The following is a 14,528-nucleotide window of genomic DNA, read 5'->3' on the forward strand; positions in this document are numbered from 1 at the left end:
TCATCACGGCGGCATGGGCAGACTGCAGCGGCGCCCAGCTGAACGACATCGCGACATTGATGAACCTGATGCTGTCGCGCGACGGAAAACCGACAGGGGACAGTGCACGCAGCTTTCACCTGTGCCAGCTTTCCTCCACAATCAATGTCATTCACTACCCTGGGCAAAGCCCTGCGGCATGCAAGCCTACGTCTATAAAAGCCAACGCAAGCAGGACAGCTTCGTCTATCTCGCCGTTCGTGATGACTTCTCGGTCATCCCTGACGCGGTGAAGGCCTCGCTGGCGCCGTTCCAGTTCGTTCTCGAAGTGGCCCTGACTCCCGACCGTCGCCTCGCCCAGGCCGATGCCGCACAAGTGCGCCAGAACCTGACCGAGCGCGGCTTCCATCTGCAGTTGCCGCCGCCACCGCTGACGCCGGTCCGGATGCCGCGACGCAATGACTGACCCCCAACGCCCTCGCGCCGTTGCCTCCGCTGCCGCGCTCGGTGTGCTGCTGGCCCTGGCTGCGGCCGTCGGTGGCGTGCCCGGTGCCGTATGCGCCGCGCTGGCCCAGCCGGCGTTCGCGCTGGCGGTGTCGTGGTGGCGCCGGACCCGCCCCGTGCTGCCGCTGCCGCAGGTGGCCCGGCAGGATGCGCCGGCCCTGCTGGCGTTGTGGTCCCTCGGCCCGTTGCTGTTGACCCTGCTGGTGGCCTGGCCGCTGGTGGCGCTGCATGACAGCGGCAGCCTGGCGGCCGTGCTGGGCCTGAGCGTGGCGGTCAGCGCCGCGCTGCTCGGGGTCTGGCGGACCTGGCCGTTGTGGAATGACGTGGAACGCAGCGAAGGCAGCCTGGCCCGCCATTGGCAGACCCTGGCCGGGCGTGACCTGACCGCCTGGCGGGGCCTGGCCGTTGCCGCGCTGGTGGTACTCGTGTGTGCGCTGGTGGTGTTGCCGGCATGGCCTGGGCTGGTCTCGGAGGCGCTGCGCTGGCCGATCGCCGGTGCCGTCGTCGTGCTGTCGCCGTTGGCGCATCTGCTGCTGCAGGCGATCGCGCCGGCCGACGCGTTGTCCGCGACGCTGCCGGCGCAGACCCGTGATGCGCGCGAGGATCCGTTCGCCGAGCCGTATGCCGAGCCCACGCCGCTGGAATCGATCGGCCTGCACGAACAGCAGCCGGCGCTGTACGACGCCGCGCGCAGCGGCCGGGTCGACCGCGCCCTGCAGCTGCTGCAGGCCGGTGCCGATCCGCACGGGCTGCCCGATCCGGCCTGGCGCGACCAGCGCAGCCTGGCCGTGCTCGCGGCCGTGCTGCCCGACCTGCGCCTGCTGCGTGAACTGATCGCCCGCGGCGTCGGCGTCAACGCGCCGCATCGCGGTATGACCCCGCTGCTGGCCGCCACCCGCGACAGCTGGCACGGCCGCCCCGAGGCGGTGATGACCCTGCTCGCCAACGGCGCCGACCCGCGTGCGGTGGACAGCGAAGGCAATACCCCCCTGCATCACGCCGCGCGCAGTTCCGATCCCGGCGTCGCCGCGTTGCTGCGCGATGCCGCTGCCGAAGTGGATGCGCTGAACGACGATGGCTGGTCACCGTTGGCCGTGGCCTGCCAGGTCGGCAACTGGCGCCTGGCCAAGTTCCTGCTGGAACGTGGGGCCAGGACCGAGCCGGCCGAGGGCACGCCCGTGCTGCTGGCTGCCGCCGGCACCGAAGAAGATGATCCGGCCGGTGTGCAGCTGCTGCTCAAGCACAAGGCCCGCGCCGATGCGCGCGACCGCCAGCGCCGCAGTGCCCTGCACGAAGCCGCGCTGGCCGGCCATGTCGACATCATCGACGTGCTGCTCGCTGCGGGCGCCAATCTGGAAGCCCGTGACGCACTGGCGCGTACCCCGTGGCTGGAAGCCGCACGGGGTGGCCGTGCCGGCGTGGTCGAACACCTGCTGCCGCACCACCCCGATCTCAATGCCGTCGATGGCGAAGGCCGCAACGCGGTGCTGCTGGCCTGCATGGCCGAGAACGTCTCGCCGCTGTTGATCCGCCGCCTGCGTGACCTGGGTATCGCCGTCGATGTGGCCGATCCGCAGGGCCGTCGTGCGGTGGACATCGCTGCTGGCGCCGGGCGCTGGGCGATCGTTTCGCTGCTGGACCCCGCCTATCCGCTGCCGTCCGCGGTCAGCGACGGGCTGGTGATGTCCGGCGACAGCGATGCGGCCTCGCCCTCGCTGCCGGATCGTCCACCGCTGGAACTGCTGCGCGAAGCGCTGAGCTTCGGCAACGTGGAGGGCATGGCCGCGCTGGCCCGCCTGTGTGCGCCGGAGGAACTGGGTGCGCTGCTGCACGACGCCGAACTGGCGCTGGATCCGCAGGCGCTGGACTGGCTGCTCGCCCACGGCGCGGCGCCGGAGGTACTGGATGCCTGCGGTGACACCCCGATGTTCGCGCTGCTGGCGCGGGGCATCGACGCGGTGCCTGCGCTGCAGATACTGCTGCGCCGTGGCCTGTCCCCGGCCGGTCGCGGTGGTCTGGCGCGTCTGCTGAGCGCCTGCGCCCAGCACGACCACGCCTCACGCGGGCTGGAACAGCTTGCGCTTGAACTGCTGGAACGCGGCGCGGATCCATTCGCGCCGTCGCCGGCCGGTGATCCGCCGCTATCGCTGGCCGTGCGGCTGGGCTGGCTGCGCCTGCAGCAGGCCCTGCTTACCCAGGGCGTGGACCGCGAAGCACGCGACAGCCATGGCATGACCGCTCTGCATCTGGCCACCGCGCTCGCGCGCGAAGGCTCGATCAAGCTGCTGGTGCAGCAGGGCGCCTCACCGGAAGCCCGCGCCGCCGATGGCCAGACCCCGCTGGGCGTGGCCCTGTCGATCGGCCGCCGCGATCTGGCCGACTGGCTGGACTGGCGGGTGTGGCCGTTGCCCCGCCGCGCGCTGCGCGACGGCGACCTGCCGGCGGCCGCGATGACCGGTGACGCCGATGCCGTGCGTCGCCTGATCGATCTCGGCTTCGGCGTTGATGTGGTCGACGCCCAGGGCTGCACCGCGTTGCTGCGGGCCGCCGGTGGCGGGCACCTTGCCGTGGTCGACCTGCTGCTTACCCGTGGCGCCAATCCGCAGCACGCCGCGGCCAGTGGTGCGACGCCGCTGTCGGCGGCGGTCAGCATGCGCCAGATCGATATCGTCTCGGCCCTGCTCGATGCCGGTGCCGAACTGGAGTACCGCCTGCCGGGCGGCGTCACGGTGCTGATGCTGGCCTCGGCGCTGGGCCTGCCGGACATCGTTTCGCGCCTGCTCACCGCCGGTGCCAACGTACACGCGGGCGATGCCCAGCAGCTCGGCCCGCTGCACTGCGCTGCGCTGTACGGCTTCAGTGCGCGCGACCGCTCGCGCCTGCTCGCCCTGCTCGACACGCTGCTGCTGGCCGGGGCCGAACCGGACCAGGCCGCCGCCGGCTCGGTCACGCCGCTGCTGCTGCTGCTCGGTGCCCGCGCCGAACCGGGCACCGCCTGCGATGAGCAGATCGTGCTCGCCGCGGTGGAGCGCCTGCTCGACGAAGACGTGTCGCTGGAGGTGCGCGATCCGCGCGGTTTCGGCCCGCTGCATCTGGCAGCCCTGCACGGGCTGCCGCTGCTGGTGCAGCGCCTGCTGCGTGCCGGTGCCGACCCGGATGTGCGCGACGCGCTCAACCGCAGCCCGCGCGAGATCGCGGTGATGCGCGGTTTCATCGACGTTGCCGGCGAGTTCGAACCGCTGGTGCCGGGCGTGTCTTCGATGGCCCGGTTCCTGCGCGATAACGGCTGAGCAGTTCAGACAAATTCCGCTGCCGTCTCTGGTCTCCTCATGCGGCCGGGCTGAGTTGTTCGGGCCTTCTTTCATCCGCGTCGCGAGAATGACGAGGGTGGTTACCTTTTTTGGCGCGGCAAAGGGTGAGTCGAGCGCTGGGCCGCGCTGCCCTTGCCGGCGAATGTCCCCCGGCGCCGGCCTGCGGCCGCCGCCGCGAGGCGGCGGCCGGGGGACATTTGCCGAGGGGCCTGCCGGCCGCTACGGGGCGTCACGCTCGCGATCCACACCCTTCCCATCACTCTCCGCATCCGCCTCGAACAGATGCATCAGGTCCGCACGCGCATCGCGCGAGGTCTGGATCACCGCCGCTTCGTCGTCGTAGACCAGGTACTGATCGCGCAGCAGCTTCTCGTCGTGCTCGCGGAAGCGTTGCACATGGCTGCGCGCACTCTCCACCGACATGCCCAGCGCGATCAGCATCCGTTCGCTCAGTTCCAGGCTGGTCCCGAACACCTCGCGGAATGGTTCGGCCGACATGTCCATCAGCCGCCACGCGTGCTGGCGGTTACGCGCGCGCACCAGCACCACCGCATCCGGATACATGCGCCGGATCAAACGCGTGGCCCGCATGTTGGCGTCTGGATCATCCAGCGTGACCACATACACGCGGATATGTTCGCCGCCGGCGGCACGCAGCATTTCCGGCCGGGTCGGGTCGCCGTAATAGAGTTTATTGCCGAAGCGGCGCAGGTCCGAGACCGTATCCGGATTGGACTCCAGCGCCACGAACGGGATCTTCTGCGCGGTCAGCAGGCGCGCGACCACCTGGCCGAAGCGGCCCATGCCGGCGATCATCACCTGTGGCTGCACATCGGTGATATCGACCTTGTCTGCTGGCGGGGCACTGGCCTTGGGGCCCTCGTCACGACCAAGCAGGCGGATCAGGCCGATCATCAGCAGCGGCGTGATCGCCATCGACAAGCCCACAATCGCCACCAGCCGATCATGGTTCGCACTGCCAAGCAGATGCGCGCGCTGCGCCTCGTTGAACACCACGAACGCGAACTCGCCGCCGAGCCACAGCACGCTGCCCAGCAGCACCGCATGGCGCGTGCGCAGCTTGGCCAGCTTGCCGATGCCGAACAGCAGGCCGAACTTGACCAGCAGCAGGATCGCCACGCCAGCGGCGATCATCATCGGCTCGGCGACGATGCGGTCCAGGTCGATGCCCATGCCCACGGCGATGAAGAACAGCCCGAGCAGCAGGCCTTTGAACGGCTCGATCTGCGATTCCAGCTCGTGGCGGAACTCCGAATCGGACAACAGCACACCGGCCAGGAACGCGCCCAGGCTCGGGCTCAAGCCGGCTTCCTGCATGAACCATGCGGTGCCCAGCACCACCAGCAGCGCGGTGGCGGTGAACACTTCCGGGCTGCGGGTGCGCGCAATGATGTTGAACAGCCGACGCAGCACCGGCCGGCCGCACAGGATCACCACCGCCAGCGCGCCGATCGCGATGGCCACGTCGTTCCACTGCAGGGTGTCGTTGCGCGCACCGCCGAGCAGCGGAATCGCCGCCAGCAACGGGATCGCGATCAGGTCCTGGAACAGCAGGATGGCAAAGCCCAGCCGGCCGTAATCGCTGTTGATCGCTTTGTGCTCGGACAGCAGCTGCAGCCCGACCGCGGTGGAGGACAGCGCCAGCGCGATGCCGACGATAAGCGCGCTCTTCCACTGGAAGTGATCCAGCATCAGCAGGCTGCCCAGCACCAGGGCACTCAGCGCGACCTGCAGTGCGCCGGCACCGAACACCGAGCGGCGCATCACCTTCAGGCGGGCGGGCGACAGCTCCAGGCCGATCACGAACAGCAGCATCACCACGCCGATCTCGGCGGCGCTGAGGATGCGGTCGGCGTCCTGCACGAAGCCCAGGCCATCCGGACCGAGTACCACGCCGGCCGCCAGATAGCCGAGCACCGCGCCCAGGCCGAGTTTCTTGAACACCGGCACCGCGATCACCGCAGCCAGCAGCAGCACCAGGGCCAGCTCGAGCGCGCCGCTATGCATGGAGGAACCTGCTCATGAGGGGTGTGTGCCGTGCGGGTGGAAGACCTCCCCGGGCGGCCCGGGGCCTATGGCCGGGGCCACGCGCCATTATGCGGCCGCCATGGGCGCACAAGGCGACTGCCACCGGAACGGCGTCCCGGACAAGGGTTGACCTGCGTCACACCCGGGTCCAGACTGCCCGCCGCTGCTGGCGTCCGCCGTCGGCAGTAAACCCTTCCGGAGTCCCCAACCCATGTCCAGCGACAGTAGAAGTCGACCTTGCTCGACGCCAGCGATGGCCACCGCCTGACACGGGTCGGTTCGCCAGCGTTGGCGTCGCGCAATGCGATACCCACAGGCGAATACGATGAACCAGAAAGACCTGCTGCGCCCGGTGGCCGATGCCGCCTCGTTGAGCGCACCCCTTGATAATTTCAACACCGCCGATGCGGTGGAATTCCTCAACACGCTGAGCCTGTCGCGCGCCGCCGACACGCTGGCCGCGTTGCCGTTGCCGCGCGCGGTGAAGATGCTCGAGCAGCCCGAACTCAACCGCGGCGGCGATCTGGTAGCGGCCATGCCGGTGGCCCGCGCGGCCGCCCTGCTCGGGCTGATGGCCGATGACCGCGCCACCGATATCGTCCACGAACTGGACGAGGACGAGCGCGCGCGCCTGATCCCGCTGCTCAGCCCGGAGGCGCGCAAGGCGATCCAGCAGCTGCTGAGCTACCCGGCGCACACCGCGGGCGCGCTGATGACCACCGAGTTCGTCAGTGTGCCCTCGGACTGGACGGTCGGGCGCACCCTGCAGCACATCCGCGAGGTCGAGCGCACCCGCGAGACCGTGTACGCGATCTACGTGCTGGACCCGCACACCCGGGCGCTGGTGCAGGTGGTCACCATGCGCCGGCTGATCACCGGGCTGCCTGAGGAGCCCATCCTCGACGTCGCCCAGGTCAACCCGCCGGTGACGGTGGATGTGCAGCTGGATCAGGAAGAGGTGGCGCAGCTGATCCGCCGCCATGACCTGCTCGCGATCCCGGTGGTCGACGCGCAGCACCATGTGCTGGGCATTGTCACGGTGGATGACATCCTCGATGCCCTGATCGAGGAATCCACCGAGGACGTGCACAAGTTCGGCGGCATGGAGGCGCTGGAAAAGCCGTACATGCAGATCGGCTTCTTCGAGATGCTGCGCAAGCGGGCCGGCTGGCTGAGCGTGCTGTTCCTCGGCGAAATGCTGACCGCCAGCGCGATGCAGCACTACGAAGACGAACTGGCACGCGCGGTGGTGCTGACGCTGTTCATCCCGCTGATCATGAGCTCGGGCGGCAACTCCGGCTCGCAGGCGACCTCGCTGCTGATCCGCAGCCTGGCCCTGCGTGAGCTGCGCCTGCGCGACTGGTGGAAGGTGGCGCTGCGCGAGGTGCCGACCGGCATCACCCTGGGGGCGATCCTGGGCGTGCTGGCGATCATCCGCATCGTGTCCTGGCAGCTGCTGGGCCTGCACGACTACGGCGAGCACTGGCAGCTGCTGGCACTGACCATCGGCGCGGCACTGGTCGGCATCGTCACGTTCGGCTCGCTGTCCGGCTCGATGCTGCCCTTCATCCTCAAGCGCCTGGGCTTCGACCCGGCCAGCGCCTCGGCCCCGTTCGTGGCCACGCTGGTGGACGTCACCGGCCTGGTCATCTACTTCAGCATCGCCGCGATGATCCTGCGCGGCACCCTCCTTTAACAGGGACGGAGGTCGTTAATAACAGGGACGGGGGTGATTATTAATCACCTCCGTCCCTGTTACTGTCTGGTCGCATGAGCACCTACCACCTGCAAGCTGTCTTCCGCCCGCAGTCGGTCGCCGTGATCGGCGGCAGCCCGCGTGAACGCTCCGCCGGCCGCGCGGTGATGCGCAATCTGCGCGGCACCGGCTTCCCCGGCAAAGTGGCCTGGATCAATCCGCGTTACAGCGAGATCGACGGCATCCGCACGGTGAAGCGGCTCAAGGATCTGGACTGGGTGCCGGAGCTGGTGGTCATCACCGCCCCGGCCAGCATCGTGCCGCAGGTGGTGGCCACGGCCGCCGAGCGCGGTGTCAGCGCGGCGATCATCCTCACTGCCAACCTGGGCGAAGGCCCGGGCTCGCTGGCCGCGCAGGTGGAGGCGGCGGCACGCCCCAAGGGCCTGCGCATTCTCGGCCCGCACTGCCTGGGCGTGATCGCCCCGCATGCGCGCTTGAATGCCAGCATCGCCGCGCACTTCCCGCAAGCCGGCGATCTGGCCCTGATCTCCGAATCCAGCGCGATCGCCGCGGCCCTGGTGGAGTGGGGCGTGGCACGCTCGGTCGGGTTCTCCGCCGTGGTCTCGCTCGGCGACACCCTGGATGTCGACTTCGGCGATCTGCTGGACTACTTCGCCACCGATTACCGCACCCGCGCGATCCTGCTGTACGTCGAGCACATCCGCGATGCGCGCAAGTTCATGTCCGCCGCGCGTGCCGCGGCGCGTGCCAAGCCGGTGGTGGTGGTCAAATCCGGCCGCCACATCCGCATCAATCCCGATGCCGATACCCACGTGCAGGCGCTGGCCAGCACCGATGCGGTCTATGGCGCGGCATTCAACCGTGCGGGCCTGCTGCGCGTCAGCGCGCTGGATGAGCTGTTCACCGCGGCCGAAACACTTGGCCGGCTCGGCACCTTCCCCGGGCGTCGCCTGGCGATCCTGAGCAACGGCGGCGGGGTGGGGCGGCTGGCGGTGGATCAGCTGCTGGCCCTGCGCGGCAGCCTGGCCGAGCTGTCGCCGGCCACCGTCGCCCAGCTCGATGCGGTGCTGCCGCAGGGCTGGTCGCGCAGCAATCCGGTCGACATCGTGGTCGATGCCGACGGCGACCGTTACGCCGCGGCGATCGAAGCGCTGATGTCCGATACCGAGAACGACGCCGTGCTGGTGGTCAACGTGCCCACCGCGTTCACCTCCTCGGCCGATGCCGCGCAGGCGCTGACCCGCACGCTCGGCCTGCGCCCGCGCCACCATCGCGACAAGCCGGTGTTCGCGGTGTGGCTGGGCAACGACGATCGTGCCACCGCCACCCTCAATGCCGCGCGCGTGCCGACCTACCCGACCGAAGCCGAGGCGGTCCGCGGCTTCCAGCATCTGGTGCGCTACCGCGACGCGCAGGCCGCGTTGATGGAAACCCCGCCCAGCCTGCCCGAGGATTTCGTGGTCGATACCGCCGGCGCCCGCGCGCTGGTGGAGGCCGCACTTGCCGCCGGCCAGCAGTGGCTGGACCCGATCGCCACCCACCAGCTGCTCGGCGCCTACGGCATTCCGTCGGCGCCGGTGATGCAGGCCCGTGATGCCCACGAGGCGATGGACCTGGCCCAGCCATTGCTGGAGCAGGGCGCCACGGTGGCGATCAAGGTGTTCTCGGCCGACATCCCGCACAAGTCCGATGTCGACGGCGTGCGCTTGAACCTCAGTACCCTGCAATCGGTGCATGCGGCGGCCACCTCGATCATCGCGCGCGCGCACGAAAAGCGACCCGATGCGCGCATCGATGGCGTGCTGGTGCAGCCGACCATCGTGCGGCCCAAGGCGCGCGAGTTGATCGCGGGTATCGCCGACGACCCGACCTTCGGCCCGGTGATCGTGTTCGGCCGTGGCGGCACTGCGGTCGAAGTGATTGACGACAAAGCGATCGCCCTGCCACCGCTGGACCTGCGCCTGTCGCATGAACTGATCGGGCGCACGCGCGTGTCGCGCATCCTCAAGGCCTACCGCGATGTCCCGGCCGCCGACGAACGCGCGGTCGCGCTGATCCTGGTCAAGCTCGCCCAGTTGGCCGCCGACATTCCCGAGATCCGCACGCTCGACATCAATCCGCTGCTCGCCGACCGCGACGGGGTGATCGCACTCGATGCGCGCGTGGCGATCGAACCCTCGCGCAAGCTGCACAAGGGCCGCGGCCATCCGCGCTTCGCGGTGTTCCCGTATCCCAAGGAATGGGAGCGCACCATTACCCTGTCCGACGGCGCCCCCGCCTTCGTGCGACCGGTCCGCCCCGAGGACGACGCGCTGTTCCGCGCCTTCTTCGCGCGCGTCACCGATGATGACCTGCGCCTGCGCTTCTTCCAGTCGGTGAAGCATTTCAGCCACGAGTTCATCGCGCGCCTGACCCAGCTCGACTATGCCCGCTCCATCGCGCTGGTGGCGATCGATCCGCGCAGCGGCGACATGCTCGGTGCGGTGCGCCTGCATGCCGATGCAGACTACGACCGTGGCGAGTACGGCATCCTGATCCGCTCCGACCTCAAGGGCCACGGCATCGGCTGGCGGTTGATGGCGATCATGATCGAGTACGCGCAGTGGCTCGGCCTGAACATCATCGAAGGCCAGGTGCTGCGCGAGAACAGCACCATGCTGGCGATGTGCCAGAGCCTGGGCTTCAAGACCCGGCTCGACCCGGACGATTCGACGGTGATGGTGGTGACCCTGCCGGTGCAGGACGTGCAGGTGCCGCAGGCGCCCGATCCTGCAACGCACTGAGCCGATCGCGGTACGGCGCGTGCACGTGGGCGGGGCGACAATACGGGATGACCGACCGTATTCCCCTGCTGCTGCTCCCCGGCCTGCTCAACGACGCTGAACTCTGGCGCGCGCAGATCGCCGACCTGGCCGATATCGCCGCGTGCATCGTCGGCGACCAGACCCGCGGCGAGACGATGCAGGGCGTGGTCGACGACGTGTTGGCGCAGGCGCCGGCGCGCTTTGCCCTGGCGGGATTCTCGTTGGGCGGCTTCGTGGCGCAGGCGATCCTGCGCACCGCGCCAGAGCGGGTGCTGCGGCTGGCCCTGGTCGATACCTCGATCCATGCCGACTCGCCCGAGCGCGCCAAGCAACGCCAGACCCAGCGGGCCAGCGTACGCCTGCCCGGGAAATTCCACGGCTTCGGTGACACGTTGATGCGCAGCTACATCGATGCCTCGCGGCTGGATGATGACGTGCTGGTACAGCGCGTACGCGACATGACCGCGCGGCTGGGCGCGGAGGTGTTCCTGCGCCAGAGCGCACTGGACCGGGAGGATGGCCATGACGTGCTGGCCGGGTACCGCGATCCGCTGTTGATCGTGTGCGGTGCGAACGACCGCATCACCCCGCTGGCGATCAGCGAGGAGCTGCATGCGCTGGTGCCGGATTCAACCCTGGTGGTGCTGCCCGATTGTGGCCATCTGGCCCCGATGGAGAAGCCCGACGAAGTCAGCGCGGCAATGCGGGACTGGTTGCTCCGGTAGGTGCCGGCCGGCGGCCGGCACGCACCATCCCGCGCCCGACCAGCGGTCGGGCGCTGTCCATCAATCCCAGGCCGGCGCGATCCCCTCCGGATTGGCCAGGCGATGTCCGCGGTCCAGCGTGGCGATCTGCGCCATGTCCTCATCGCTCAAGCGCAGTTCCGCAGCCAGCAGATTGCCGGCGAGATTGTCGCGCTTGGTCGAGGACGGAATCACCGCAAAGCCCTGCTGCAACGCCCACGCCAGCGCGACCTGGGCCGGGGTGGCCTGATGACGCGCGGCGATGGCCTGGATCACCGGGTCCTTGAGCACTTCGCCGTAGGCCAGGCTCATGTACGCGGTGACGTGGATGCCCTGGTCCTTCAGGAACGCGATCAATGCGCGGTTCTGCAGATAGGGGTGGACTTCGATCTGGTTGGTGGCGATCGCATCGGCCCCGAGGATCTCGATGGCCTGGCGGGTCTGGGCGATGGTGAAGTTGGAGATGCCGATCTGCCGGGTCAGGCCCTGCGACTTGGCCTCGGCCAATGCACCGAGATACTCGGCCATCGGCACCGCATCCTTCGGCGACGGCCAGTGGATCAAGGTCAGCTCGACATGGTCGGTGCGCAGCTTGCGCAGGCTCTCGCGCAGACTCTCCAGCAGCGCGTCGTGGTGGAAGTTGGCGATCCAGATCTTGGTGGTGAGGAACAGAGCTTCGCGGGCCACGCCGGAGTCGGCGATGGCCTGGCCGACCTCGGCTTCGTTCTCGTAGATCTGCGCGGTATCGATGGCGCGGTAGCCGACGTCCAGTGCGTTGCGCACCGAATCGATCACGGTCTGGCCCTTCAGGCGGAAGGTGCCGAGGCCGAAGGCGGGAATGCTCATGGAAACTCCTTCATGGGGTGAGGTGCAGGCTACGCCGTGCACCGTAAAGCGACGTAGAGCCGACCGTGGGTCGGCTGCGGTTGCGTGAAACGAATCGTGGGTCGGCTGTTGTCGCGTGATGCCGACCGTCGGTCCGACGTCGGGATCGATCAATGCGCACTCACGGCGATGCCTTCGGCGCGGTCGGCAACCCCATCGCGGCGGTCCAGGCTGCCACTCAGCACGGTCAGTCCAAACGCACCCATCACCACCAGCGCACCCAGCCACGGGGTGTGCATCAGGCCGAAGTGTTCGACCACCAGCCCACCCAGCGAAGCACCGAGCGCGATGCCGACGTTGAACGCGGCGATGTTCAGGCCCGAGGCCACATCGGCGGCCTGCGGGGCGAACCGCTGTGCCTGCTTGACCACGTACACCTGCAGCCCGGGCACGTTGCCGAACGCCACCGCGCCCAGCGCCAGCACGGTCAGCAGCACCAGCCAGGTGTTGTAGGCGGTGAAGGTGAGCACGAACAGCACGGCAGCCAGCAACGCGAAGATCAGCTTCAGTGCCGGGATCGGGCCGCGGCGGTCGGCCAGGCGGCCGCCCCACAGGTTGCCGATCGCCACCGACACGCCATAGACCAGCAGCACGCCACTGACCGCATTGGCCGAGAAACCGGTCACATCCTGCAGGATCGAGGCCAGGTAGGTGAAGGACAGGAAGGTGCCGCCGTAACCGAGCGCGGTGATCGCATACACCAGCAGCAGGCGCGGCTGCGCGAGCACGGCGAGCTGCTGGCCGAACGTGGCCGGTGCGCTGCGCTGCAGGTTGCGCGGGACGAAGAGCAGGCTGCCGATCAGCGCGATCACACCGAGCCCGGCCACGGCCAGGAAGGTGGCGCGCCAGCCCAGGTGCTGGCCGATGAAGGTACCCAGCGGCACGCCGGTGACCAGCGCCACGGTGAGGCCGGTGAACATGATCGCGATCGCGCTGGCGGCCTTTTCCTTGGGCACCACCGAGGTGGCGATGATCGAGCCGATCGAGAAGAACACACCATGCGCCAGGCCGGTCAGGACGCGCGCCACGATCAGCGAGCCATAGCCCGGGGCCATCCAGGCGATCACGTTGCCCAGGGTGAACAGCAGCATCAGCGCGACCAGCAGGGTCTTGCGCGGCACGCGCCCGGTCAGCGCGGTAAGCACCGGTGCACCGACCGCCACGCCCAGCGCATACAGCGAAACCAGCAGGCCGGCCGAGGGCAGGGTGACGCCGAGGTCGGCGGCGATGGTCGGGATCAGCCCGACGATGACGAATTCAGTCGTGCCGATGGCGTACGCACCCAGCGTCAACGCCAACAAGGCCAAGGGGATACCACGGGACATGGACGGATACCGGTGGGAGTAAGGCTGCGCAGTCTGCGCGCCGCACTCTTGCGGAAAAAGCGGTCTTCAAGCCAATCACTGTTGCCCCATGGTCAATAATGGCGCGTCTCCGCCTGGCCGCCCCCATGAAAACCACCCTCGATGAGATGCAGGCCTTCATCGCCGTGATCGACAGCGGGTCGATCACCGCTGCCGCCGAGCACCTGGGCCAGACCCCCTCCGGGGTCAGCCGCGCCCTGGGTCGGCTGGAAGAAAAGCTCGGCACCACGCTGCTGACCCGCACCACGCGGCGTCTGCAACTGACCGAGGAGGGCGATGCCTTCCTGGCCCAGGCCCGCGCGATCGTGGCCTCGGTGGAGGCGGCCGAAGAGCAGATCGCCGCGCGGCGCCAACGCCCGGCCGGGCGCCTGCGCGTGGATGCGGCGATGCCGTTCGTGCTGCACGTGATCGCCCCGCTGGTGGGCAGCTACCGCACGCGCTATCCCGACGTGGCGCTGGAGCTCAACAGCAGCGAGCGCTACATCGATCTGCTGGAGCGGCGCACCGATGTGGCCATCCGGATCGGCCCCTTGGCCGATTCCACCCTGCATGCACGGCCGCTGGCGCACAGCCGCCTGCGCGTGATGGCCAGCCCAGCCTACCTGCAGCAGCACGGCACCCCGCGCGATGTCGCGGCACTGGGCACGCACACCCTGCTGGGTTTCAACGAGCCCGATTCACTCAATCACTGGCCGCTGCCCGGCGCGACCGACGCGCTGCTGCACGTGCGCCCGGCGGTGGCGGTCTCCAGCGGCGAAACGCTGCGCCGGCTCGCGCTGGAAGGGGTGGGCATCGTCTGCCTGTCCGACTTCATGACCCACCGCGACCGCGAAGCCGGCACCCTGGTGCAGCTGTTGCCGGACCTCACCGTGGAGGTCCGCCAGCCGATCCACGCCGTGTACTACCGCAACACGGCAGTCTCGGCGCGGATCAGCTCGTTCCTGGATCACCTGGCGCAGGCCATGGTGGGCACCCCCTACGCCCGGTAGTGGGGGGCGGGGGGCGGCCCCACCGCGGCAAGACCCCCCCCCCCCCCCACCCCGCACCCCCCCCCCCCCCCCCCCCCCCCCCCACACCCCACGCCCCTGCCCCCGTGCGGCACGCCCGGGAAGCCCACGCCCACGCACACCCCCAGCCAGTTGTAGAGCTTGCCCATCTGCGCCGAGTCACGG

Annotated in this window: 9 protein-coding genes; 6 read left to right on the forward strand and 3 right to left on the reverse strand. The window is 69.2% G+C overall.

Annotated elements, in window-relative coordinates:
- Positions 1-178 precede the first annotated feature (178 nt).
- On the forward strand, positions 179-445 hold the full coding sequence (locus ABE463_RS15085) for a YcgL domain-containing protein (protein ID WP_123729843.1): 267 nt from the start codon (positions 179-181) through the stop codon (positions 443-445).
- Positions 438-3,773, forward strand: coding sequence for an ankyrin repeat domain-containing protein (locus ABE463_RS15090; protein ID WP_346468709.1), 3,336 nt, complete (start codon positions 438-440; stop codon positions 3,771-3,773). The genes ABE463_RS15085 and ABE463_RS15090 overlap by 8 nt, the downstream gene beginning before the upstream one ends.
- A gap of 240 nt (positions 3,774-4,013) precedes the next feature.
- Here ABE463_RS15090 and ABE463_RS15095 read toward each other — a convergent pair whose 3' ends face one another.
- Positions 4,014-5,822, reverse strand: a complete 1,809-nt coding sequence (locus ABE463_RS15095) for a monovalent cation:proton antiporter-2 (CPA2) family protein (protein ID WP_346468710.1) — start codon at positions 5,820-5,822, stop codon at positions 4,014-4,016.
- A gap of 346 nt (positions 5,823-6,168) precedes the next feature.
- On the opposite strand from ABE463_RS15095, the gene mgtE reads away from it, so the two are divergent.
- The 3 genes from mgtE to ABE463_RS15110 all read left to right on the forward strand — a co-directional run bounded on the left by mgtE (position 6,169) and on the right by ABE463_RS15110 (position 11,089).
- Entirely contained in the window at positions 6,169-7,539 is a 1,371-nt protein-coding gene (gene mgtE, locus ABE463_RS15100; RefSeq protein ID WP_121040852.1) for a magnesium transporter, read from the forward strand.
- A 74-nt stretch (positions 7,540-7,613) separates the two neighbouring features.
- Positions 7,614-10,343 carry a bifunctional acetate--CoA ligase family protein/GNAT family N-acetyltransferase gene (locus tag ABE463_RS15105; RefSeq protein ID WP_346468711.1) on the forward strand — a complete coding sequence of 910 codons (2,730 nt, stop codon included), beginning with the start codon at positions 7,614-7,616 and terminating at the stop codon, positions 10,341-10,343.
- A 47-nt stretch (positions 10,344-10,390) separates the two neighbouring features.
- Positions 10,391-11,089, forward strand: a complete 699-nt coding sequence (locus tag ABE463_RS15110) for an alpha/beta hydrolase (RefSeq protein WP_346468712.1) — start codon at positions 10,391-10,393, stop codon at positions 11,087-11,089.
- A gap of 60 nt (positions 11,090-11,149) precedes the next feature.
- On the opposite strand, the gene dkgB is transcribed toward ABE463_RS15110, so the two are convergent.
- Together dkgB and ABE463_RS15120 are read right to left on the reverse strand one after the other, a co-directional pair.
- Positions 11,150-11,953 carry a 2,5-didehydrogluconate reductase DkgB gene (gene dkgB / locus ABE463_RS15115; protein ID WP_346468713.1) on the reverse strand — a complete coding sequence of 268 codons (804 nt, stop codon included), beginning with the start codon at positions 11,951-11,953 and terminating at the stop codon, positions 11,150-11,152.
- Positions 11,954-12,102: 149 nt separating this feature from the next.
- Complete coding sequence (locus ABE463_RS15120; protein WP_346468714.1) at positions 12,103-13,317, reverse strand: MFS transporter; 1,215 nt, start codon at positions 13,315-13,317, stop codon at positions 12,103-12,105.
- A gap of 125 nt (positions 13,318-13,442) precedes the next feature.
- Here ABE463_RS15120 and ABE463_RS15125 point away from each other — a divergent pair, with 125 nt between their 5' ends.
- The gene (locus ABE463_RS15125; RefSeq protein ID WP_346468715.1) at positions 13,443-14,345 is read left to right on the forward strand and encodes a LysR family transcriptional regulator; all 903 of its coding nucleotides are present in this window, start codon (positions 13,443-13,445) and stop codon (positions 14,343-14,345) included.
- The last annotated feature ends 183 nt before the right edge of the window (positions 14,346-14,528 follow it).

Origin of the sequence: Stenotrophomonas sp. TWI819, assembly GCF_039673075.1 — a bacterium.
Classification (GTDB): domain Bacteria; phylum Pseudomonadota; class Gammaproteobacteria; order Xanthomonadales; family Xanthomonadaceae; genus Stenotrophomonas; species Stenotrophomonas rhizophila_B.

Coding starts and splice junctions, on each gene's coding strand:
- ABE463_RS15105 (WP_346468711.1), top strand. CDS start 7,614: ATGAGCACCTACCACCTGCAAGCTGTCTTCCGCCCGCAGTCGGTCGCC.
- ABE463_RS15085 (WP_123729843.1), top strand. CDS start 179: ATGCAAGCCTACGTCTATAAAAGCCAACGCAAGCAGGACAGCTTCGTC.
- ABE463_RS15110 (WP_346468712.1), top strand. CDS start 10,391: ATGACCGACCGTATTCCCCTGCTGCTGCTCCCCGGCCTGCTCAACGAC.
- ABE463_RS15125 (WP_346468715.1), top strand. CDS start 13,443: ATGAAAACCACCCTCGATGAGATGCAGGCCTTCATCGCCGTGATCGAC.
- ABE463_RS15090 (WP_346468709.1), top strand. CDS start 438: ATGACTGACCCCCAACGCCCTCGCGCCGTTGCCTCCGCTGCCGCGCTC.
- dkgB (WP_346468713.1), bottom strand. CDS start 11,953: ATGAGCATTCCCGCCTTCGGCCTCGGCACCTTCCGCCTGAAGGGCCAG.
- ABE463_RS15120 (WP_346468714.1), bottom strand. CDS start 13,317: ATGTCCCGTGGTATCCCCTTGGCCTTGTTGGCGTTGACGCTGGGTGCG.
- ABE463_RS15095 (WP_346468710.1), bottom strand. CDS start 5,822: ATGCATAGCGGCGCGCTCGAGCTGGCCCTGGTGCTGCTGCTGGCTGCG.
- mgtE (WP_121040852.1), top strand. CDS start 6,169: ATGAACCAGAAAGACCTGCTGCGCCCGGTGGCCGATGCCGCCTCGTTG.